The 20,206-nt window shown below is 58.1% G+C and carries 24 protein-coding genes; 21 read left to right on the top strand and 3 right to left on the bottom strand.

Annotated elements, in window-relative coordinates; genetic code table 11:
* Positions 1-107 precede the first annotated feature (107 nt).
* From AC5O5R_RS10295 to AC5O5R_RS10285, 3 genes are read left to right on the top strand one after another with little or no spacing between them, the layout of a single operon-like run.
* Entirely contained in the window at positions 108-863 is a 756-nt protein-coding gene (locus AC5O5R_RS10295) for a PFL_4669 family integrating conjugative element protein (RefSeq protein ID WP_494515290.1), read from the top strand.
* The gene (locus tag AC5O5R_RS10290; RefSeq protein WP_494515289.1) at positions 860-1,354 is read left to right on the top strand and encodes a DUF3158 family protein; all 495 of its coding nucleotides are present in this window, start codon (positions 860-862) and stop codon (positions 1,352-1,354) included. The genes AC5O5R_RS10295 and AC5O5R_RS10290 overlap by 4 nt, the downstream gene beginning before the upstream one ends.
* Positions 1,355-1,359: 5 nt before the next feature.
* On the top strand, positions 1,360-1,788 hold the full coding sequence (locus AC5O5R_RS10285; protein WP_012052638.1) for a single-stranded DNA-binding protein: 429 nt from the start codon (positions 1,360-1,362) through the stop codon (positions 1,786-1,788).
* Positions 1,789-1,881: 93 nt separating this feature from the next.
* Here the strand turns inward: AC5O5R_RS10285 and AC5O5R_RS10280 are convergent, their stop codons facing one another.
* Positions 1,882-2,109 carry a hypothetical protein gene (locus tag AC5O5R_RS10280; RefSeq protein WP_183675066.1) on the bottom strand — a complete coding sequence of 76 codons (228 nt, stop codon included), beginning with the start codon at positions 2,107-2,109 and terminating at the stop codon, positions 1,882-1,884.
* A gap of 141 nt (positions 2,110-2,250) precedes the next feature.
* On the opposite strand from AC5O5R_RS10280, the gene AC5O5R_RS10275 reads away from it, so the two are divergent.
* The 15 genes from AC5O5R_RS10275 to AC5O5R_RS10205 all read left to right on the top strand — a co-directional run bounded on the left by AC5O5R_RS10275 (position 2,251) and on the right by AC5O5R_RS10205 (position 15,906).
* Positions 2,251-2,595: a helix-turn-helix domain-containing protein gene (locus tag AC5O5R_RS10275; protein ID WP_110159816.1), complete on the top strand. Its 345-nt coding sequence runs from the start codon at positions 2,251-2,253 to the stop codon at positions 2,593-2,595.
* A 97-nt stretch (positions 2,596-2,692) separates the two neighbouring features.
* Positions 2,693-4,657, top strand: a complete 1,965-nt coding sequence (locus AC5O5R_RS10270; RefSeq protein ID WP_494515288.1) for a DNA topoisomerase III — start codon at positions 2,693-2,695, stop codon at positions 4,655-4,657.
* Positions 4,658-5,398: 741 nt separating this feature from the next.
* Positions 5,399-5,932: an STY4534 family ICE replication protein gene (locus AC5O5R_RS10265; protein WP_494515287.1), complete on the top strand. Its 534-nt coding sequence runs from the start codon at positions 5,399-5,401 to the stop codon at positions 5,930-5,932.
* Between the two features lie 67 nt (positions 5,933-5,999).
* Positions 6,000-6,257 carry a hypothetical protein gene (locus tag AC5O5R_RS10260; protein ID WP_494515286.1) on the top strand — a complete coding sequence of 86 codons (258 nt, stop codon included), beginning with the start codon at positions 6,000-6,002 and terminating at the stop codon, positions 6,255-6,257.
* Between the two features lie 66 nt (positions 6,258-6,323).
* On the top strand, positions 6,324-6,818 hold the full coding sequence (locus tag AC5O5R_RS10255) for a JAB domain-containing protein (RefSeq protein WP_494515285.1): 495 nt from the start codon (positions 6,324-6,326) through the stop codon (positions 6,816-6,818).
* Positions 6,819-6,883: 65 nt separating this feature from the next.
* On the top strand, positions 6,884-7,600 hold the full coding sequence (locus AC5O5R_RS10250) for a DUF5983 family protein (protein WP_494515284.1): 717 nt from the start codon (positions 6,884-6,886) through the stop codon (positions 7,598-7,600).
* A 130-nt stretch (positions 7,601-7,730) separates the two neighbouring features.
* Positions 7,731-8,246, top strand: a complete 516-nt coding sequence (gene pilL2, locus AC5O5R_RS10245) for a PFGI-1 class ICE element type IV pilus protein PilL2 (RefSeq protein ID WP_494515283.1) — start codon at positions 7,731-7,733, stop codon at positions 8,244-8,246.
* Positions 8,243-8,914, top strand: coding sequence for a hypothetical protein (locus AC5O5R_RS10240; RefSeq protein WP_494515282.1), 672 nt, complete (start codon positions 8,243-8,245; stop codon positions 8,912-8,914). Before pilL2 ends, AC5O5R_RS10240 begins: the two co-directional genes overlap by 4 nt.
* Before the next feature lie 10 nt (positions 8,915-8,924).
* Positions 8,925-9,644: a TIGR03759 family integrating conjugative element protein gene (locus AC5O5R_RS10235; RefSeq protein WP_494515281.1), complete on the top strand. Its 720-nt coding sequence runs from the start codon at positions 8,925-8,927 to the stop codon at positions 9,642-9,644.
* Positions 9,626-10,180: a lysozyme family protein gene (locus AC5O5R_RS10230; RefSeq protein ID WP_339467135.1), complete on the top strand. Its 555-nt coding sequence runs from the start codon at positions 9,626-9,628 to the stop codon at positions 10,178-10,180. The genes AC5O5R_RS10235 and AC5O5R_RS10230 overlap by 19 nt, the downstream gene beginning before the upstream one ends.
* Positions 10,177-10,596 carry an integrating conjugative element protein gene (locus AC5O5R_RS10225; RefSeq protein ID WP_339467136.1) on the top strand — a complete coding sequence of 140 codons (420 nt, stop codon included), beginning with the start codon at positions 10,177-10,179 and terminating at the stop codon, positions 10,594-10,596. The genes AC5O5R_RS10230 and AC5O5R_RS10225 overlap by 4 nt, the downstream gene beginning before the upstream one ends.
* A gap of 9 nt (positions 10,597-10,605) precedes the next feature.
* A complete protein-coding gene (gene traD, locus AC5O5R_RS10220; RefSeq protein ID WP_494515280.1) occupies positions 10,606-12,729 on the top strand; it encodes a type IV conjugative transfer system coupling protein TraD in 2,124 nt (707 codons plus the stop codon).
* 38 nt (positions 12,730-12,767) lie between these two features.
* Positions 12,768-13,496, top strand: a complete 729-nt coding sequence (locus tag AC5O5R_RS10215) for a TIGR03747 family integrating conjugative element membrane protein (RefSeq protein ID WP_494515279.1) — start codon at positions 12,768-12,770, stop codon at positions 13,494-13,496.
* Positions 13,497-13,811: 315 nt separating this feature from the next.
* Entirely contained in the window at positions 13,812-15,449 is a 1,638-nt protein-coding gene (locus AC5O5R_RS10210; RefSeq protein ID WP_494515278.1) for an SIR2 family protein, read from the top strand.
* Positions 15,442-15,906 (top strand): nucleoside 2-deoxyribosyltransferase, encoded by a 465-nt coding sequence (locus AC5O5R_RS10205; protein WP_494515277.1) that lies wholly within the window; start codon positions 15,442-15,444, stop codon positions 15,904-15,906. The genes AC5O5R_RS10210 and AC5O5R_RS10205 overlap by 8 nt, the downstream gene beginning before the upstream one ends.
* A 114-nt stretch (positions 15,907-16,020) precedes the next feature.
* On the opposite strand, the gene AC5O5R_RS10200 is transcribed toward AC5O5R_RS10205, so the two are convergent.
* Positions 16,021-18,120, bottom strand: a complete 2,100-nt coding sequence (locus AC5O5R_RS10200; RefSeq protein WP_494515276.1) for a DEAD/DEAH box helicase — start codon at positions 18,118-18,120, stop codon at positions 16,021-16,023.
* Between the two features lies 1 nt (position 18,121).
* On the bottom strand, positions 18,122-19,039 hold the full coding sequence (locus AC5O5R_RS10195) for a HamA C-terminal domain-containing protein (protein ID WP_494515275.1): 918 nt from the start codon (positions 19,037-19,039) through the stop codon (positions 18,122-18,124).
* A gap of 208 nt (positions 19,040-19,247) precedes the next feature.
* Here AC5O5R_RS10195 and AC5O5R_RS10190 point away from each other — a divergent pair, with 208 nt between their 5' ends.
* Genes AC5O5R_RS10190 through AC5O5R_RS10180 form a run of 3 tightly spaced genes read left to right on the top strand, consistent with a single transcriptional unit; the run spans position 19,248 to position 20,202 of the window.
* Entirely contained in the window at positions 19,248-19,583 is a 336-nt protein-coding gene (locus AC5O5R_RS10190; protein ID WP_494515274.1) for an integrative conjugative element protein, RAQPRD family, read from the top strand.
* Complete coding sequence (locus tag AC5O5R_RS10185; RefSeq protein ID WP_102689199.1) at positions 19,570-19,809, top strand: TIGR03758 family integrating conjugative element protein; 240 nt, start codon at positions 19,570-19,572, stop codon at positions 19,807-19,809. Before AC5O5R_RS10190 ends, AC5O5R_RS10185 begins: the two co-directional genes overlap by 14 nt.
* A gap of 15 nt (positions 19,810-19,824) precedes the next feature.
* Positions 19,825-20,202 (top strand): TIGR03745 family integrating conjugative element membrane protein, encoded by a 378-nt coding sequence (locus AC5O5R_RS10180; protein ID WP_494515273.1) that lies wholly within the window; start codon positions 19,825-19,827, stop codon positions 20,200-20,202.
* The last annotated feature ends 4 nt before the right edge of the window (positions 20,203-20,206 follow it).

The following is a 20,206-nucleotide window of genomic DNA, read 5'->3' as shown; positions in this document are numbered from 1 at the left end:
AACGTCCACCCTTCTGGAAATGTGACCGCACCACCTTCGCGATGATTCGCGTTCCCGGCCAGGGTTAGGCTCATCGTCGGCGTCATTCCGACGGCGAGGTACTGGCGATGGTCGATCACTATCAACTCAACCTGGGGTCCCTGCGCAGCAGCATCACCCTGACCCTGCACACGCATCATGCGGCACGGCTGTGGCAAGGGCGTAGCGGTCGCGACGGGGTACACCCGATCCTGGGCATGCCCGGCTACATCAGCGTCACCAACCTGCTCAAGCACGCCAGCAGCCAGGGTGATCCATATGCCGACTGGTTCATGCTGCAGCTGGAAGAAAAGCTGCTGCAGGCCAGGTTGGACATGGCCACGCTGACGCAGCAAATGAGCCGTGTAGAACGGGCACTGCCCACGCAAGTCGATGTCGGTGACAACCTCAACATCCATCCCGTCACCCTGCCGCTGTTCATCGGCAGCCAACTGGGCTTTCTCGCGATCTACCTGCTCACCGACTACGACACCCTGGTCCGGCGGGTGCTGCTCGCCCACCACACGGCGCTGATCGGTCGGGGTGACATGGAATCCTGGATCGATGACGGCGCCCATCTGCTGCGCAGCCTGTTCGGCCTGGCGCAGCGCTACCGCCTGGCCGGGGTGAGTCGGGACGACATGGCCGCCAACAATGCCCGTGCCCGCGAAGCCATCGACAAGTTCGGCACCCTGCCGCAGGACATTCTCGAAGGGACGCGCCGCTCCCAGTTCGCCCCGCCGATCGCCCGCAGCAAAGCGCCCTCCGAGCTCGAAGGCCCGAATCCGCCGGAAGCCGAGGAGCAGCCCACAGCCGACACCCCGAACGACGGGGGTGAGGCATGACCCTGGCCGAAGCCATTGCCCGGCGTTTGTCAGCCGATGCCTATCGTGAGTTCGCACAAGGTGCCTCCCTAAAAGGCCTTTTAAAGCCTTTTAAGGGTAAGGGGGAGCTGCAGCAGTTCGCCGAGACGATCCTGCGCCTGCGCACCCAGGTCGCCGAGTTGATGGCGGTGATGCTGGCGATCATGGCCCTGCCCCCCTTCTCGTTGCTGGAGCTGCGACTGGTCGTCCAGCACAGCGCGACGGGCACCGATTTCCTGCGCTGGCGCAGTCCGGATTTTCTGCGCATGGGCGTGCAGGTGTGGCAAGAGGCGGTGGTTCAGCCGCGGCTGCACCCGGAACTGCGGCAGGCGCTGTATCAGCTGGAGACCAACCGCGTGGTGCTGAACCTGCAGATGAGCAGCCTGCAGTCGCTGTATCGCCAGGCCATCACTGGTGCCAGCAAGCTCGAGGCCGCCGAGCTCGCCCTGACCCATTCTTCCACCGAGGAGTAACCCGCATGAGTACTTTGTTTGTTGGTGAAGGCAACATCGGCAGCGTTCCGGAGTATCAGGAGTTCAACACCAACCCGGATGAGCCGCGCCGCCTGCTGCGGCTGAATGTCTATTTCGACAACCCGGTACCGCGCGAAGGCGGCTACGAGGATCGCGGCGGCTATTGGGCGCCCGTCGAGCTCTGGAACCGTGACGCCGAACACTGGGCCACGCTGTACCAGAAAGGCATGCGCGTCCTGGTCGAAGGGCGCACCGTCAAGGAGGAGTGGGAGGACAGCGAGGACAACGCGCGCGTGACGTTCAAGGTGGAGGCCCGGCGCATCGGTATCCTGCCGCACCGCCTGGCCTCGGTGACCATGCGCGAGAAAGCCAGCGATAACGCCAGTAGTTCGCGCAAGGGGGGTGGTAAGAAAGCGCCGCGCAAGTCCGGGTAAGTGCGTGGTACTCAGTGGAATTACCGCCCGCAGCGCGATATCACTGGAGCCATAGAGTCAGCTCAGCGGGCAACACCGGCTGCTGCCGATGTTTCATTCTCGCCGGGCACTCCTATGCCGCTCATGTTCCAGCATTTGCTTCACTTCCGCCAAGTACTGGTCCAGGGCAAGGAATGCCCGCCAGTGCAGCGGACTCTCCTGAACCCAGGCGACTAGCCGGGCGCGAGCCTGCTCCTTGTCCGGTTCCAGATGGGTGGCCATGAACAGCTCATAGGCCTTGATCGCTAACGCATCTGCCTCACTCTGGTGGGATCCGTGCAAGTTTGTTGCCTCCGTGGTGACGGTCGAGTCATCCATCTAATTACCGGTGATACGCCTCGTACAGTTGTTAGTCAACCTTTTGAGTCGTTCATATCTTTGGGGTGCTGTTCGACCATATAGGTCGAATTGGAGAGCCCCCCATTGCCCGTCAAAGAGCCTAGCCCACATCACATTGGCCGCCAGTTAGCGAAGTATCGTCGTGCCCGGCATTTGACCCAGGCGCAAGTCGGCGAGCACCTACAGATCTCCGGCGAAGCGGTGTCGCGCCTGGAGCGAGGCTTCGTTGAGCTCTCGGTATCCAAGCTGCTGCAATTGGCCGACTTGTACGGCTGCCCGGCCGATGAACTGCTGCTCGCGATCAGCCCTCGGCCGCAGGACCTGGGCGTGCAGATCAACTCGATCATCAAGGAACTCGATGAGGCGGATAAGCAGTTCGCCCTGGAGTCTCTGAAAACGCTGGCAAGCCACCTCGCGCAACGCAAGTAACACCCGCCCGCCGATATGAACTCGGCACCTTCGGATTTACCCTGGCGCTTCGTGACCACACCCCCACCCTGTCGGTACCCACCGAGAGGGCACGGTTATGCGCCTGTTCATCTGCGAGAAACCATCCCAAGCCCGCGACATCGCCCGGGTGCTGCAGGCCAGCCGCCGCAGTGATGGTTGCCTGAAGGGTCGGAACGTCACGGTCACCTGGTGCGTCGGCCATCTGCTGGAGACCGCTCCGCCTGAAACCTATGGCGATTACAAGCGCTGGTCGTTGGACGATCTGCCAATCATTCCCAGCCGCTGGCAACTGGTGGCCAAGCCCAAGGTCGCTGGCCAACTCAAGGTGATCGGCCAACTGCTGCAGACATGCAGCGAAGTGGTGATCGCCACCGACGCCGACCGCGAGGGCGAGATGATTGCCCGGGAGATTCTCGAGCGCTGCCAGTTCCAGGGGCCGATTTTGCGCCTGTGGCTGTCCGCGTTGGATGAAGCGTCGATCCGACGGGCGTTGAGCGCCTTGCGCCCAGGAGAGCAGACCTTGCCGCTGTACCACTGTGCCCTCGCCCGCTCCCGTGCCGATTGGCTGGTCGGCATCAACCTGAGCCGGCTGTTCACCCTGCTCGGCCGCCGCGCCGGTTTCGATGGGTTGCTGCCGGTGGGGCGCGTGCAAACCCCCATCTTGCGCCTGGTGGTCGAGCGCGACCGGGCGATCGCCAGCTTTGTGCCGCAGCCATTCTGGACCGTCGATGCACACCTGGAGCAGAACGGGATCCGCTTTCGAGCGCGCTGGCAGCCCACGATCGCGGTCAGCGATGCGGTTGGACGCTGTATCGACGAAACCGCCGCACAGCAGGCGCTGAAACGCCTTATTCAAGTCGGCACCGCCGTGATCAACAATCTGGAAGTCGAACACGTGCGAGAAGGCCCGCCGCTGCTGTTCGACCTGGGCACACTGCAGGAGATCTGCTCGGCCAAGCTCGGGCTCGGTGCACAGGAGACCCTGGCCACCGTCCAGGCCCTGTATGAAACCCACAAGGCGACGACCTATCCGCGTACCGATTGCGGCTACCTACCGGAGAGCATGCTCGATGAGGTGCCGCGCGTGCTTCACGCCCTGGCCGCTGCACCATCGCTGGGGGCGGTGCTCAAGGAAGTCGACCCCAGCCGCCGCTCCCGTGCCTGGAACAGCAGCAAGATCACCGCGCACCACGGCATCATTCCTACCGCTGTCACCCTGGATTTGGCGCAGCTCTCCGAACGCGAGCGGGCGGTTTACACGCTGATTCGCGGCCGCTACCTCGCGCAGTTCATGCCCGAGCACGAGTACCTGAAGACCCAGGCACTGCTGCACAGCCAGGCAGACCAACTGATGGCCCGTGGCAAGCAGATCCTGGTCCGCGGTTGGAAGGCGGTGATCAACGAGGCCGACGGCAACGAGCCGGACGAACAGGCGCAGCAGTTGCCGACGTTGCGTGAATCCGCGACGGTGGCGCTGATCGACGCCAAGCTCAACGCACAGCGCACACAACCGCCCAAGGCCTACACCGAAGGCACGCTGGTCAAAGCCATGAAAACCATCGCCAACCAGGTGGCCGATCCGCGCCTGAAGCAGAAGCTCAAGGACAGCTGCGGGCTCGGTACCGAGGCCACCCGCGCGGCCATCATCCAGGGCCTGATCGACCACGGCTACCTGGCCAAGAAAAATCGCAGCCTGGCTGCCTCAGCGGCGGCGCATACCTTGATCGAAGCGGTGCCACCAGAGGTGGCCGACCCGGTCATGACCGCACTGTGGGAGCAGGCGCTGGACCGCATCGAATCGGGCCAGCTGAGCGTCGAGACCTTTCTCGCCAAGCAGGCAGAATGGCTGACTCGACTGGTGCGCAGTAACGCCACGCTCGCCCTGCGCCCGCCCCCCAGCAAGGGGCCCTTCTGCCCGGTCTGCCGCAGCGCCATGCGCCAGCGCAAAGGTCGCACCGGTAGCTTCTGGTCGTGCATCCGCTACCCCGAATGCCAGGCCACCAAACCGGTGGCAAAAATCAAGCGGGCGAAAAACGCATGACTTGACGGCACACCACAGCGCTGGTGTAGTGATCTGGCCCCTCGCCGCTTGGCGACCTAGACCGATTCGCTCCGGGCAGCTCGGTCAGACTCCTAGAGTTCGGAGCCACACTTCAGTCCATCAGCGGATGACTTTTCAGCGTTCCAAGTCTCCCAGGTGGATGACCCGTGCGGCTTGTACCAGGCCTCAGGGGTCATCCGCTTCGGCGACGATGCTCAGCTCCGGTGCCCGCCGGCGAAACACTGGGCACCTTTTGTGCGCGGATGCGTGCCAGTTGATTCCGACCCAGGCCACGACAAGGGTCGGTTGATCCAGGTGGATCGGCAGTGGAGCTCTGCGACGGACTCCGGTGTCACATCGCCGGGTCAAGGGTGGTCCAACTCCTCCTAGCCTGATGACCGTCGGGCTATTTTTTCGCCGCCGACTATCCACCGAAAGCCACCCGATTCCGCCCGCTCAGAGCGCCTGAAGATCATGGTTGACGGGCCTTTCGCGGCGTTTTATAGATGAGCTGCACACCGCTGTCGTTGACAGCACCCAGGTAGCCAGGACCTTCAAGGCTACGCCCACTTCGGGTGGTTCTCCCCCAAAGTGCGACTCGCGCTCGGCAGCTCGCACGGTCACCGTCCCATCGGTGATGAGCGCTTCCTCGACCGATCATGTGTTCGCACCTCCCCTTGCGGAACTCACCAGCCGCCAGGGCCGGTGGATGTCCGCGTTCTGCTGAACAGGAGCTCCATCATGACTACTGCAAGCAATAACGCCCCCACCACCTACTTCAACCTGCACACCCAAGGCATCGGTTACCTGAACCGTGTTCGCGAAGTCCCGGTTCGCCGCGGCCAAGCGTTCATGGCCTGTGACATCGCTGCCTTGCACGGTGCCTCGGACGACGTCGAGTACACCCGCTTCGACTGCAAAGTCGCCAGCGGTGAAGCCGACCGGCTGATCCGTGAACACCTGGAAGACGTCCAAGCCGAACGCAAGGTCCTTATCGCGTTTCGCATCGGCGACCTCTGGGTTGATCCGTTCATGTACGAGAAAGGCGAACGCAAGGGGCAACCCGGCGCCAGCCTCAAAGGCCGACTGATCTTCATCGAGTGGATCAAGGTCGACGGCCAGTTCAGCTACCGTGCGCCGGCTCGGACCGACGCTGCTGCAGCCCCTGAGGCTGCTGAAGCAGCAGAGTCGGAACAGGCGGACAGTGAGGCTGACCAAGGCCGGCCAACCCCACCCGCAGCACGTAAATCCACCGCCGCTCGCCAGTCTGCCTGAGGCAGGTTGGCCGCCCGCAGCAGGCGCTCTTAGGAGCGCCTGTTGTTCATGCACATCGGAGGTCGCCATGGAAAGCTTCTGGCTCTGCGAGGACTGCCTGCAGGCGGTCGCCTACGACGACTTCAGTGCGCTGTCGCTGTACTACAGCGAGGCTGAAGTCGAACACCGCATCGCTCACATGCGCGCACAACTGCAGGCCCTGCTGCCCCTGAGCGCCGATTTCGATCCGCATACCGGCGCCGGTATCGAGGCCTTCTCCATGCAACCGTGCGAAGGCTGCCAAAGCCCCCTGCACGGCACTCCGCATCGCTTTACGCGCCTTTGATCACACACTTAAACCAGCCTGGGACACGCCCTCAGGAGGCGCCTCAGCTCTCACGAGGAATTGCCCATGAACACCGCCTTGAACCTGGTCGACCCGCTCGATCCCGTACTGGCCCAACGCGCCCGTGAGGATGCGCTGATCACCGAGGCCCTGCAGCTGCTGGACCAGCGTCACTTCCAGCGCGGCGAGGTGCTGATAACCCCCGCCGATGCTGCGGCCTACTTGAAGCTGCAGCTCGCCCCCTACCAGCACGAGGTGTTTGCCCTGCTTTGCCTGGACTCGCGCCACCGTGTGCTGAGCTTCGACATCCTGTTCACCGGCAGCATTGACGGCGCCTCCGTGTATCCCCGCCAGGTGGTCCTCAAGGCACTCGAACACAATGCCGCCGCCGTAATCTTCAGCCACAACCACCCCTCCGGCTGCTCGGAACCGAGCGGCGCCGATCGGGTGCTCACCACCCGCCTGACCGAGGCTTTGGCCTTGGTCGAGGTGCGCGTCCTGGACCACATCATCGTCGGCGAAGGCACTCCGCTTTCGTTGGCCGAATGCGGCTGGATGTGACAGCCCACCTTGCCCATAAGGTCACCGCCCGTTCGGGGTGGCCTCGGCGTTTTCGGAGAACCACCATGCACCCTTCTCTTACCAATCCGTTTCTTCGCGGCTTCCAAGACCTGCGCTACGAGCGTGTCCTGCAAATCAGCTATGCCGACGATTGCCCACCGTGCTACCGCGCCCTGCACCCGGCTCAGAACGAGCTGCCCGATGAGGTCATTCGCCTGCAACCGTGCCTGTTCGATGACGACGTCGCGGTGATCACCGACGGTGTGTGCGTACCCGAGTTTATGCGCATGCGCTGCCCGGCCGACGGCCTGGTGAACACGGTGCTCTACCAGATCCTGGGCAATCAGCTCGGACGCTCGATGCATATCGGCGACCTCGGCAACGTCGAGGCGGCGCGTAACCTGATCGAGCAACTGTCCTTTGCCACCGGACACTACAGCCGCAGTTGGGAGATCAGCAGCGCGCACATGCCCGCAGACGAGTTCGAGTTCTTGCAGGTGTGCACTAGGTGCAATTCGCCAGCGGGCTTCTTCGAGTGCTTCGAGCTCAACAGCAACCACGCCGTGGGGTGCAAGCTGTACTCGACACCGTGGGTAGCGGCACATGAAGCCAGTAGGATCGGCTGGAGCGCCAGCGAAGTCTGTGCGCGCATGCGCGATGACCATGTCCCGCCTGTGCTGCTCCAGCTGCTGATGCTGGCAGGCCAGGCAGACACCCGCCTGCTGATCTTTGACCCTGACGCCGCACCACTGGCGGAGCTACCGCTATTCACCGAAGACTGACCAAGGCGCCCTCCCGGGCGCCTTTTTTGTGGTAGCCGGCTGTAAAGCTGTCTGGCCAGATTCGGTTTTCCAGTGGGGACTCGACTCACGCCTTCGCCATCGTATCGGCAACATTTGTCGAGACACGGTCATGCACACACCCACACTCTCCACCCTCGGACTGATGATCGCCCTGGCGGGCTGCAGCACGCCGCCACCGCCTCCGGCCCCGGCTCCCGCAGCACCACCCGCATTGCCGGCGGCATTGCCAAAGCCGAAAGCCCAGCTGCCGGCCTGGGTGCGCCAGGACCGTTACACCCTGGTCACCACCCGGCCAACGCTGGAGCAGCGCCAGCCGCTGTATCAATTGGTAAACGTACAAATTGCGCCAGCCCTGCATGCCACCGTCGGTGAAGCCCTGCGTCACGTGCTGCAACGCTCAGGCTACGCGCTGTGTGCCGATAGCGCAGCGGTGGATCGCTTGTTCCATCGCCCTCTCCCCGCAGTGCAGCACCAATTCGGCCCCATCTCACTGCTGGACGCCCTGACCATCATCGGCGGCCCGGCCTGGCGACTCGACATCGATCCGGTCGATCGGACCGTGTGCTTTGCCCTGCGCGTGCCGACGCCCGCTCCTCCCTACTCGACCCTGGAGCTCACGCCATGAAGGTCCTTCATTTTCAGGCCCTGGTAGTCGGTGCCCTGTGCCTGGGCGCCGCCGTGCTCGCCGCCGAAACGTACAACCATCATCAGCAACTGGCCGAGCTTCAAGCTGCGGCCCACAACGCCCCGGCCGATCCAGCGCCGGCCTTGCGCCGCGATATCGATGCGTTGGCCGACCGGCTCACGACGCTGCAGCCGCAGGTCCTGGCGTTGGGCGAGGCGCAAGGTCGACACACTGCAGCGCAGGCCGCCCTCGGCCAGCAGCAGGATGAGCTGGCCGTCTCGCTCAAGGCGCTCCAGGCAGCACCACTAGGACCAAGCAGCAACGATCTGATGGCTTTGGGACAACGGTTGGCCACGGCAGAGGCCACGCTCGAGAAACTGTCGACCCGCCCTTCTGCGCCTGCAACCGCCAATACGCAACCGCAGGCCTCCAGCGGTGAGAAAGCCAAGGCCAAGCCTCTGGCCCCACCCTTCACTCTGTTGGGTATCGAGACCCGAGGTGACGTCAGCTTCGTGGCCGCCCTGCCCGCAGGTGCGCATTCACTGACGACCGTGCACCTGCTACAGCCCGGCGACAGCTTGAACAACTGGCAATTGCGCGCGATTCGCAGCGACCGGGTGGTGTTCCATGTCCCCGGGCAGGGCGATCGCACGCTGCCCCTGCCGTGACGAGGTACGTATGACTCGGCTCTCCTTTCTCTCGTTCATCCTGCTCCCCGGCTGCCTGTTTGCAGGACTGGCGTGGAGCGCGCCCAAGCTGGTCGACTCGGCCCCGCAGTTCAGCGAACAGACGCTACTGGATCGGCAGGCATCCGATGCGTCTCGGGCCAAGGCTTGGGGGCTGACAGAGGATGAGTGGGTCGAGTTCGAGCGCTTGCAGGCTGGGCCCCGTCACTACTGGTCGCCGCAGCTCGATCCGCTCACCACCCTCGGGGTGGAAGCCGACTCGGCCCAGGAACGGCAACGGTACGCCGAGCTGCAGGTCCGTCTCGAAGCCAAACGCGCCGAGCGCGAACTGGCCTATCAAAAAGCCTACACCGCCGCCTGGGCGCGGCTGTTCCCGGGCATGCTGCCCGTGCAAGGCATGGCAGACGATCCAGCGGCTACCCCTGCCGGCCGCTTTGCCCTGTTTGTGGAGGAACGCTGCCCGCCCTGCGTCTCCAACACCCAGCAATGGCTGCAAGGCGGCGCGCACCTCGATGTGTACCTGGTCGGCAGCCAGGGTGACGATGGGCGTCTACGCCAGTGGGCACGTGGCGCGGGCATTACCCCCGCCCAGGTCAGCAGTGGCCAGGTCACCCTCAACCATGACCGCGGCCGCTGGTTCGCCCTGGGCGCCAGCCGCCCCTTGCCGGCGCGCTACCAGCAGGTGGACGGGAAATGGCAGCGCATCGACTGATCCTGGCGCTGGCCTTGACCGGCGCCACGGCCGTTCACGCCGACGCGCTGCCGCCGCCTGCATATCAACTGGCCGCTGCGCGCGCTGGCATCCCCGCCTCCGTGCTGTTCGCAATTGCCCTTCAGGAGAGCGGTACGCCACTGCGGGGTCACCTCATGCCCTGGCCCTGGACCTTGAATGTTGCTGGCACACCGCAGCGTTTCGCCCGCCGTGATGAGGCGTGTACCGCACTCAAACAGGCCTTGGTCCGTCACGACCCCAAGCGAATCGATGTCGGGCTCGGGCAGACCAACCTCGGCTACCACCCGGACCGCTACCGCAGCGCCTGCGATGCCCTCGATCCACGCGCCAATTTGGCCGTGACCGCCGAGCTGCTGCGCGGCCACTATGCCGACAGTGGTGACTGGGTCGTGGCGGCGGGCCGCTATCACCGTCCTGCCGGCGGTAAACCCGCAGCGCAGTACCGCCGACAGTTCAGTCAGCACTGGCAGCGTGTCCAGGCGGTCGTGGCATCCCCAGGAGAGCCGCAGCCATGAACCGTCGGTGCTGGGTAACGCTGTTTACCTGCCTGTGGTGGACGGTTGGCGCGCTCGCGGGCCCTAGCCAGCTGCCGGATCCCCGCGCGCTGACCTGGGCCCTCCCCGTACACAGCACACGCCTGTCACCTGGTGCCGTGTCGCCAAGGACCCTGAAGTTGCCCGGGTTCACGCCCCTGTTCCTGGTCGGGCAAGACCCCGCATCCCTGAAATGGTTGGCCCAGCATGCACAGAGGCTGCAGGACCTGGGCGCCAGCGGCCTGGCTGTTGAAGTGGCCGACACCCAAGCCTTGCGCCGTATCCAGGCGGCAGCCCCGAGGCTGAACATCTGGCCGGTGAGTGGTGACGACATCGCCGAACGCCTGGAACTGGAGCACTACCCGGTGTTGATCACGCCCACCGGCCTGGAGCAGTGAGGGTGCACCATGGGCGAGCATGCTATGGAATCCCTGCTACGCCCTGCGGTGGAGCTGTACACCGTGGGCATCTGCGCCGGTGCCGGCGCCCTCTGCCTGCACTCGCCCTGGGCGGTGGCCCTGTCGCCCGAGGTGGGCACAGGGATGGCCTTGGCCTACACCGCGTTCGGCCTCAAGCGGCTCAACGAGGCGCGGATCGTCCTGCGCTACCGGCGCAACATCCGCCGCCTGCCGCGCTATTCGCTGACCAGCCGACAGATTCCGGTGAGCGGCAAGCGCCTGTTCATGGGCCGCGGCTTTCGCTGGACCCGCCTGCACACCCAGCGCCTGCTCGAGGCGCAAAACCCGGCGCTGGCCCGCTACGTCAATCAATCGGCTGCCCACCAGTGGGCGCGGCGGATGGAGCACTTGCTGGAGAAGGCCCCACCCGGGCTGTCACTGCTGCCCCGCCTGACCGCCTGGGACAGCCCATTCAACCCGGTGCGGCCGCTACCGCCGGTGGGTGGCTCACCGCTGCTGCATGGCGTCGAGCCGAAGGAACAGGAAGCCAGCTTGCCGCTGGGCGAACGCGTCGGGCATACCCTGGTCCTGGGCACCACCCGGGTCGGCAAGACACGCCTGGCCGAGGTGTACATCACCCAGGACATCCACCGCCCTACTCAGGAAGTGGTGATCGTCTTCGACCCCAAGGGCGATGCCGACCTGCTCAAACGCATGTATGTGGAAGCGCGGCGGGCCGGCCGCGAGCATGAGTTCTACGTGTTTCACCTTGGCTGGCCGGAGATCTCTGCACGCTACAACGCCATCGGCCGCTTCGGCCGCATTTCCGAAGTCGCCACCCGCATCGCCGGCCAACTGAGCGGCGAAGGCAATTCCGCAGCCTTTCGCGAGTTCGCTTGGCGCTTCGTCAACATCATCGCCCGGGCGCTGATCGAGCTCGGCCGGCGCCCGGACTACCTGCAGATCCAGCGGCACGTGGTGAACATCGATGCGCTGTTCATCGAGTATGCCCAGCATTTCTTCGCCCGCCATGATCCTCAGGCCTGGGAAGCGATCGTGCAAATCGAAGGCCGGTTGAACGAGAAGAACATACCGCGGCACATGGTTGGTCGGGAAAAGCGCGTGGTCGCCATCGAGCAGTACCTGACCGCCAAACGCATCTTCGATCCGGTGATGGACGGCCTCCGTTCAGCCGTGCGCTACGATCGCACCTACTTCGACAAGATCGTCGCTTCGCTGCTGCCACTCCTGGAAAAACTCACCAGCGGCAAGACCGCACAACTGCTCGCCCCCAACTACACCGACCTCGACGATCCACGGCCGATCTTCGACTGGCTGCAGGTCATCCGCAAACGCGGCATCGTCTACGTCGGCCTGGACGCGCTGTCCGATGCCGAAGTGGCGGCTGCCGTCGGCAACTCGATGTTTGCCGACTTGGTCTCCGTCGCCGGCCATATCTACAAGCACGGTATCGATCATGGTCTGCCAGGCTCCTCCAGCGCCGCGGACAAAGTGCCGATCAACCTCCACGCTGACGAGTTCAACGAGCTGATGGGCGACGAGTTCATTCCACTGATCAACAAAGGCGGCGGTGCCGGTATTCAGGTCACCGCCTACACCCAGACCTTGAGCGATATCGAGGCGCGGATCGGCAACCGGGCCAAGGCCGGCCAAGTCATCGGCAACTTCAACACCCTGCAGATGCTACGGGTACGGGAGACCGCGACCGCAGAACTACTGACCAACCAACTGCCCAAGGTCAACGTGCAGACACGTACCTTGGTCTCCGGTGCGACGGACACCGCCGATCCCGATGCTCGCACCGACTTCACCTCTTCCTCACAGGACCGGGTGACCACCACTGCCGTGCCTCTGATCGAACCGGCGCACATCATCGCCCTGCCCAAGGGGCAGATGTTCTCGTTCCAGGAAGGGGGGCAGCTATGGAAAGTGCGTATGCCACTGCCGAAACCCGCCAATGACGACCAAATGCCGGCGGACCTGCAGACCCTGGCCGCGCGCATGCGCGAGTCCTACAACGCCCACGCGGGGAGTTGGTGGAGTAGCGCGGGAGGTGCTCCCACGGTCGATTTTGATCCCGAGATGCCTCCACCAGGACGCAGACACTCCTGATGAGCACCCGGTGTGCAACCAGATACTCTGGAGCCCATATGTCGACCACCTCAGCCACCCCACCTCCTCCACAGCGAAGTCCGGGGCTCATCTTCGGCATGCTCGAACTGTGCCTGCGGCTACTCGGCCTGCTGTTCGCTTCGCTGATATTCTCCATCGTGCTGGAGTTCATGGGCATGCTCTGGTTCTGGCCCGAGCAGCGCTGGCATCACAGCCATGCCATGTGGCTGAGTGAGCTGGGCTGGCTCAGCAATCACTTCAAGAATTCGCTGCTCGTGCAAGAACCGGCGCAAGCGACCGCCAAGGTCCTCGAACACCTCAACAACTGGGTCGTAGTGCGCTCTGGTTGGGCGCAATCCGATATCCAGCTGAAACTTCTCAGTCACGAAGCGTCATTGCAGGGACAGTTGGCACAAGTCTACATTGTGATGCAGGACTACCTGCTGGCGGCCTTGTTTACGGTCTTTACTTTCGTCGTGCGACTGGCCGTTCTCACCTTAGCCAGCCCCTTGTTCCTCCTTGCGGTGATCACCGGCGCGGTTGACGGATTGATGCGCCGTGATCTGCGCAAATTCGGAGCGGGACGCGAGAGCAGCTTTGTCTACCATAGAGCTAAGCGAACATTGCTGCCGTTAATGATAAGCCCTTGGATGATCTATCTCTCCCTGCCTTGGTCACTCAACCCCATCTGGGTGCTGTTGCCATGTGCCGCGCTGCTCGGTTGCATGGTGGCGATAACCGCCACGACGTTCAAAAAATACCTTTAACTGCTCTGCATTACCTGACGAGGCATCTCAGACCCGATTGATCCAGACAGCACCCACCTGCGGATCACCTAACGCCTCGGCGCGAGTGTTTCTATCTAGACCCAATCGAATTTCTTCCTCTAGCCATACTTCCACGCCCTCATGCTCTCTGACACTGGTAGCTATCGATTTCGTTTTTGATCTCTCTATCATTGCATTAAAAAAATCGAATATACTTACTCGATCCATGAGCCAACCGCCACACGAACTGCATTAGCATTATAGACACTTGTCTGTTTAATCTTTATCTCACAGCTTACGCTAGGGAAGATGATAATGGCTCCAACGGAATCAAAATTTCAATCCAGTGAGGTCATAGCTGCGTGGAAATATATATGCCAACTTCGAGTACAGCTCCATAAAAATAAGGCAAGCTTGGTCCTGGGAGCTGGAATCAGCTGGGATTTAAAGCTTCCACTTTGGGGGAGCTTAATCGAGAAAATAAAGAGCACCATGCAAACTAAGGCACCCGAAGCCATGTTGGTCGCCGATGCGCCCGGGAAGGCAGCTCTAGTGCTTTTCGAAATTTTCTATTCATTTAAAAAAGCTGAAATCATCGCAAGCGGGATTTACACTGACTCAAACTTAGTTGAGCGTAAAATCCTCTCTGACTGGCGCGAACTTATTCATGAAGCCTTGTATAGCGACACAAAAGAAAACGAGCGCCGAAAGACAATCGACGAGCACCCATACTTCAAGCAGATGATAGCTTTCATCAAACAATCAGAATTGACTGTTAACTATAATTTTGATGACTATGTTGAGTATGGCTTATCATTTACGGACCTCAACCCGACCAAACACGAGCGCCCCTATCAAACCATCTGGTCTCACCACTCACAGTTCACCAAGGATAAGTGCGTAATTTATCACCCAAACGGCTTCTTACCATTCGACAAAAAGAAGTTTCAAAGCGAAAACTTGATATTTTCTGATGGTGCTTTCGCGGACCAACTCCTTGAAGGAATTGGCGGTGGACTTTCAACCTTACTTCATGTGCTGACAAAAAAGACCAGCATATTACTAGGGCATTCACTGACAGACTCAACCTTACTTCACCTTCTCCGAAAGTCCGCCACGATAAGTCCTGGCAACTACAATTATTTCATTCGATTCATGAGAGACGACGAAATCCTAGACTCTCAATCAAAGGCGGCTATTTTCGAAGCTAACTTCAACAATTACAATCTCATCACTCTATTCTTCACAAATTCAGACATTCGAGAATTCCTGGACGCAATAACACTTCCAGAAGATGACTTCTTGCTTGAATCTGACATCCTCGGACTCCCCACCAAATATTGTTATTACATGGTCGGCTCTATAGGAATTGGGAAGTCTACCGTCTTAAGCCAGTTCGGCAATTTAATAACGCTCGATGAGTGGTTCGACGAGCGCCCTGCTGAAATGGCGAATTCACCAGAAGATTTATCCACCCATAAGACCATCACTATTGACTCTTGGACCAATCAGCAATTCGGAAAGAAAAACAATTACCTATCAAGCAAAAAGGTTGGTGTATTCATAATTGATAGGTCCCCGATGGACCCCTTGACTTTTGTCGTGGACATCACCATTGAGGATAGGGCGCGATCAATGCTCTGCCAAGGCATTAGGCCCGGAAAATCTTCAAAGACTGTTGCAGCTGGAGAAATCATTCACATGATTGGCGAGCCTTCAGAGATATGGTCGAGGCTGATAACAAAGAGAAAGGAAACCAGCTGGCCTCCTGAAAAGATAGCTCAGCTACAGGAAAAAAGCCTTAAACTGTACAAACCCTTAAACCCAAACTTCGTTCAATCAACTGGAAGGAAAGAAATAGATGTAATTCGCGATGTTGCCAAGATAATATTTTCGGCAGCATACACCCCTTCCGACCTAGACAACGAACTTAGGAATATCGCAAATGCCTAAAAGACTTAGCCTGTATCTTGCCGCCCCACTCTTCAATGAAATGGAGCTAAACTACAACTCTTCATTAAAGAAAGAACTTTCCCCATTTTTTGATGTATTTCTACCGCAGGACGACGGCCTATTATTGCGCGACATCGTTAAAGGTGGTGTTCGGGAAGACATTGCCGCCAGAATGGTATTTGATGCAGACATCCAGGCCATGTCAGAATCCGACATTATATTAGCAGTGCTGCACGGCGCACACATAGACGAAGGTGTAGCATTTGAATTAGGCTACTGCTTTGCAAATAATAAAAAATGCATCGCCCTGCAGGAAGATATTAGACAGGCGTTACCCACTGGAAACAACCCAATGATTAGCCAGAGTTGTGAAAGAATATTTAGAGACACTAAAAGCTTACTGGACTGGGTGAAAATCAATATCCAAGCCCGATCTCCCACCCGATCCAGCAGCTAAAATTGGTGAGGATAAGTTGCAGTCTGGCAAAACTTCGAGGCGGCATGACTTGACCGCCTTCTGCAAATGAAGCCAAAGGCATTAGCCATGCGATCACTGCTTCACTAAATTAGCTCATCGATGAGCAATACCTTCGTAGAAATAATTAAGAATGTATAGCTCAAACCGATCCCCCTGACTATTAAAATAGTCCAGAATCTTATCTCTTTTCTGCGATAATTTATTTATAGCAGCATGAATATCTAATAACTCATCCTCAAAGTCATGCAATCCCGAGCGATGAATTATTTTCGAAATCGATCTCGGCAGCCCATACTCCTCCAACTGATAGACCACTTTCGGCAAGAAAGCAGAGGAAACTTTTGCTATGAAGGGGCTAATGTCGTTTGCGGGCGCTCCCAGAAGCTTCTCTTGCAGAACACAGATATCACCCAACAGCCCTGGCAAGCGGAAAGTTACGGTTCTCTCTAGCTTGAAGAAATCGTCCACACCAATATCGAGACTTTCCATTTGGGCCAGAAGCTCTGGAATCGAGTATCGCCAATTTCCAGACAGTATCTTGATAAATTCAACAACGCTAGTATATGAAGCGCCCCAAACCCCGGGTTGCAGCCGCAAGATCTTGTAAAGCAGGCGATCCCAGTCGCCGGTTCGCTCAGAATTAAGGTACTTCAACCCGTTCCAGGAGCTAGGATTATTGTGCAGATCAGTCACAATATCCTTGATTACGCCAGAGTGCGTAGTTTGAATGGAGTTACTATCACGTATGAACTTGTAGCCGTCATCACCGACAAGCTCAACAAGCTCTTCTTTATACGCCACGATTTTAGCGATTTGATCTGCCGTCAAATCGTCTCGAAAATCATCTTCATTAGTCCCGCCCAATAACTCATCTGGCACCGATAGCTTAAGCTCAGTAGCAACTTCAACGGGGGGCTTATCCAAAATATAAATATTACCAACGAAGTGTCGAAGCATTCGACCTCCTCGCCCAATAATATTCTTGTATGAAAAATCTGTGATTTTAGCCGTGCCTTTACCGCTACGATTACTCCAAAGCACAACGTTCTGCGCCGAAGTATTAACACCCTCAATTATCGAAGAGGTAGATACTAATCGCTGAAGTCCGTCAACCTCTTCAAACAAGCGGATTTGTAATTGGCTCAAGGATCGATGTAGTTGGCCATTATGGATGCCGGTTCCACGCTTCACCAGTTGAGTAAGAGGCCAATTAGGATCATAGTTTTTGGCAAGCCAGTGGCTAAAATCTTCTAAAAGTGGGCTGGTGCTCCGAGCAGCGTCAGCGATAAGAAGAGTTGTGACGCGGTCGATATTTGAATAAGTTCCGGCGTATATCAGCGTCTTCCCAGTTGTTTCTGAAAGGATCTTAAGGAGGACTTCACTCTTTCTGATTTCGTCCCCACCTATTTCTTCGTGGAGGTCGTACTTCTTTAAAAAAACCGTATTGAAATCTAAGTTGCAAAACTCCATACCCTTAGTAAAAACATTGTCTTTAATGCTACTAATATTTGGCGCCAGGAAGTAGCGCTGCTTTGACAACTTACTTAGCCGGAGAATTGCTTTCAGCAAAGCTGGCGAGCGCTCCTTATCCAACGCATGACTCGCCTTATAAAATTCATCAATGATTAGAATATCCAATGACTCGAGCTTCTCAGCATACTGAATAGCCCTTTCAGGCGGAAAAATTAAAATATTGTTATCCGCAAGCGTTTGGTCTGCTGTAGTAATGATCTTATATTTGAAACCAAACTTCAGCTGCAACCTCCGTCTAGTCTCATCAGTCAGAGCTATCGTCGGGACAATTATTGCAATATTTTTGGGTCGCCTCACAGATATAAAAGAGTCTATAACGAAGCTCTTCCCAAAGCTAGTCGGTGCACTTACAGCAATACTTTCCCCATTAAGCAACTTATGAAGCAAGAATGACTGCTCTCGGTGCAGTGTGATTTTTTCACTCCCGCCCACATCTACCTTAAATGCCTCATGAACTAATCTATCCTGCCATGAAGACGAGTTTAATTCTAAGTAAGGATAAAGACCAGCCCTGCGAATGAGGTGATTTACTACCGGCGAGTATGGCGTACCCGAGATCTTGAACTCATGCAAAAGCTTTATCAATTCATCCCTTGCGGCACTTTCATTTCCGCCTTCCATAAGATCGTTGACGACGTGACACTGTTCAAACGCATCCATGCTACTCATCTCGTAAAAACTCAACCTTAGAAACGAACTTATCGACTATTGGCGCTTTCTGAGGAACCGGAAACAATATGATGTGAAACTTTATCTCAGAGTAAAGAAAAACCCTACCCCCAAGCTCCTCCGCTTGCTTCTTGAAGTAGGCCAGCGCTCTCTGCTTATGATACTCAATAATTTCTAACTCATACGCTGCGCTAAGTGTTCTAGAGCCATTAGTGATATCGCACTCGTGCAACAACAAAATAGGTATATTCAGCCTTGGCTTCAGCCCATCAATTGAACTCTGATTAGAAAGAGATTCTTTAATTCGCGCAACAAGCTCTGCATCAAGGCAAAGCCCATCCAGATCGCTCACATTAGTAATTATGCTATTTTCTTTCTTTAATTTGTTCGTATCAAGAGCATTTTCCACCGAAGCAATAATCGAACCCAGCCTGGCATCCTTAATACTGGTATAAAACTTAGCCTCACCAAACCATATACTAAAATCTTGCCCCTCCAAGACAATGTGCACGCTATCCGCACCCTTTGCATTATCTTGAGAATTTTGCTTGTAAAATATTTTAGGTACTACCGGCAAAGCTGAATATTGATGCTTCATAATTCCATAAAGCACAATTTCAGCCAACTCACTACCACGCCCGATATCACCGTCCTTGTCGGTCAAACGGAGGTTCTTTGCTGCAGCCCTCAATAAGGAAGATGGCTTACCGCCCAGGCTTTCTCGTTCCCTCTGCGACAGTGAAGTTTCTGCGATATTATCCCAAATAAAGTCCTGAAACTTAGTATATCGCCACTTGCCATCTTCGTAATCATTGACCACGCTTAAAACCTTCTTTTGAGCCGTAATTTCAGAGGGCTCAGTAAGTTTTAAGTCGTCAAAATGGCAATCAATAAGTATCGAGAAATCCATTTCAAACCCACACATTCATTGGTAATGGCATAGTGCCTTGATTCTGTGGGAGACGCCATGCCTCGTCAAGCCTCAACATCGTCTCTGGGTCGACAGCTGAACGGATCAGCGCAGTCATAAAAAATGACTCAATCCAATTCCTTTTTCCACATGCCAATGCCAAACCACGCCCTGAAGATGGATACCAGATGCACAACTGGACTTTGCCATGACGACTATTTCTTCCGCCCTGCTTCTTGCCTATCTGGTGTCGCTCGGTGCCGCAGCTCAAGAGGGGCGCGAGCGTTCGGATCTGAGCTTGGTGCAGCGGCAAATCACCGCGATCGAGCTGTTGGCCGACCGTGCAAACAGCGGCTCAGCCGATACCGCAGGTGCCCGCTATCGCTTCGATTATTCAAGGTTCGCTGCAGACCTCGAGCGTATGCGTCAAGGCATCCACAAATACCTTTCGCCCTCCCGCTCGCAGCCGGCTGACTTGGTCGATCTGACCGGTGATTACCGCACTGAAGCGCCCCTCGCGAAGGCATCCGATGAGCATGACTGACGCCCAACTCAACGCGTTCTCGGTCGTGGCCGGGTTCACCCCGCAGCTCAGCTCAGTGCTGTGGCGCTCATCAGTGCTGGTGCTCGCCTTGCTCTGGTGCACCTGGGCCCTGTGGACCGGCTATCGCGGTTGGGCGGCCGGCAACCTCAATTTCGGTGCGCTCGGCGGCAGCACGCTGCGCCTGGCCCTCGCCCTGATCGTGCTGATGTTTTTCATGCTGTCGTAATCAGGAGACCACGCCATGAACCTCCCCCGTCATTATCATCGCCCGCTCGCTCTGCTGCGGGAATCCTGTTCGCAAGCCCTGTTCGGCGGTCTGATCCTGTTGAGTTCGACACTGGCCCGGGCCGACCTGCCGACCATGGAAGCACCGTCTCGCGGTGAGGGCTCGGGCCTGATCGACACCATCAAGAACTACGCCTACGACGGCGGCATTCTGCTCGGCCTGCTGATTGCTACCCTCGCCTTCCTTGGCGTGGCCTGGCACTCGCTCACCGTCTACGCCGACGTACAAAACCAGCGCAAGACCTGGAAGGACCTCGGTGCCGTGGTCGGTGTCGGCGCCCTGCTGGTGGTGGTGATCCTGTGGTTCCTCACCAAAGCCGCGACGATCCTGTGAGGTC

It is taken from the genome of Pseudomonas sp. 8_5_2 (assembly GCF_059295255.1).
The sequence above is the reverse complement of the archived record's forward strand: the minus strand, read 5'-3'. Positions and strand labels throughout refer to the sequence as shown.

What these genes read in the sequence shown, in the direction of transcription:
- AC5O5R_RS10195 (WP_494515275.1), bottom strand. Translation starts at nt 19,039, where the DNA reads ATGGATTTCTCGATACTTATTGATTGCCATTTTGACGACTTAAAACTT.
- AC5O5R_RS10250 (WP_494515284.1), top strand. Translation starts at nt 6,884, where the DNA reads ATGCACCCTTCTCTTACCAATCCGTTTCTTCGCGGCTTCCAAGACCTG.
- AC5O5R_RS10225 (WP_339467136.1), top strand. Translation starts at nt 10,177, where the DNA reads ATGAACCGTCGGTGCTGGGTAACGCTGTTTACCTGCCTGTGGTGGACG.
- AC5O5R_RS10215 (WP_494515279.1), top strand. Translation starts at nt 12,768, where the DNA reads ATGTCGACCACCTCAGCCACCCCACCTCCTCCACAGCGAAGTCCGGGG.
- pilL2 (WP_494515283.1), top strand. Translation starts at nt 7,731, where the DNA reads ATGCACACACCCACACTCTCCACCCTCGGACTGATGATCGCCCTGGCG.
- AC5O5R_RS10200 (WP_494515276.1), bottom strand. Translation starts at nt 18,120, where the DNA reads ATGGATGCGTTTGAACAGTGTCACGTCGTCAACGATCTTATGGAAGGC.
- AC5O5R_RS10240 (WP_494515282.1), top strand. Translation starts at nt 8,243, where the DNA reads ATGAAGGTCCTTCATTTTCAGGCCCTGGTAGTCGGTGCCCTGTGCCTG.
- AC5O5R_RS10260 (WP_494515286.1), top strand. Translation starts at nt 6,000, where the DNA reads ATGGAAAGCTTCTGGCTCTGCGAGGACTGCCTGCAGGCGGTCGCCTAC.
- AC5O5R_RS10285 (WP_012052638.1), top strand. Translation starts at nt 1,360, where the DNA reads ATGAGTACTTTGTTTGTTGGTGAAGGCAACATCGGCAGCGTTCCGGAG.
- AC5O5R_RS10255 (WP_494515285.1), top strand. Translation starts at nt 6,324, where the DNA reads ATGAACACCGCCTTGAACCTGGTCGACCCGCTCGATCCCGTACTGGCC.
- AC5O5R_RS10270 (WP_494515288.1), top strand. Translation starts at nt 2,693, where the DNA reads ATGCGCCTGTTCATCTGCGAGAAACCATCCCAAGCCCGCGACATCGCC.
- AC5O5R_RS10210 (WP_494515278.1), top strand. Translation starts at nt 13,812, where the DNA reads ATGGCTCCAACGGAATCAAAATTTCAATCCAGTGAGGTCATAGCTGCG.
- AC5O5R_RS10230 (WP_339467135.1), top strand. Translation starts at nt 9,626, where the DNA reads ATGGCAGCGCATCGACTGATCCTGGCGCTGGCCTTGACCGGCGCCACG.
- AC5O5R_RS10180 (WP_494515273.1), top strand. Translation starts at nt 19,825, where the DNA reads ATGAACCTCCCCCGTCATTATCATCGCCCGCTCGCTCTGCTGCGGGAA.
- traD (WP_494515280.1), top strand. Translation starts at nt 10,606, where the DNA reads ATGGGCGAGCATGCTATGGAATCCCTGCTACGCCCTGCGGTGGAGCTG.
- AC5O5R_RS10190 (WP_494515274.1), top strand. Translation starts at nt 19,248, where the DNA reads ATGACGACTATTTCTTCCGCCCTGCTTCTTGCCTATCTGGTGTCGCTC.
- AC5O5R_RS10185 (WP_102689199.1), top strand. Translation starts at nt 19,570, where the DNA reads ATGAGCATGACTGACGCCCAACTCAACGCGTTCTCGGTCGTGGCCGGG.
- AC5O5R_RS10290 (WP_494515289.1), top strand. Translation starts at nt 860, where the DNA reads ATGACCCTGGCCGAAGCCATTGCCCGGCGTTTGTCAGCCGATGCCTAT.
- AC5O5R_RS10235 (WP_494515281.1), top strand. Translation starts at nt 8,925, where the DNA reads ATGACTCGGCTCTCCTTTCTCTCGTTCATCCTGCTCCCCGGCTGCCTG.
- AC5O5R_RS10265 (WP_494515287.1), top strand. Translation starts at nt 5,399, where the DNA reads ATGACTACTGCAAGCAATAACGCCCCCACCACCTACTTCAACCTGCAC.
- AC5O5R_RS10295 (WP_494515290.1), top strand. Translation starts at nt 108, where the DNA reads ATGGTCGATCACTATCAACTCAACCTGGGGTCCCTGCGCAGCAGCATC.
- AC5O5R_RS10205 (WP_494515277.1), top strand. Translation starts at nt 15,442, where the DNA reads ATGCCTAAAAGACTTAGCCTGTATCTTGCCGCCCCACTCTTCAATGAA.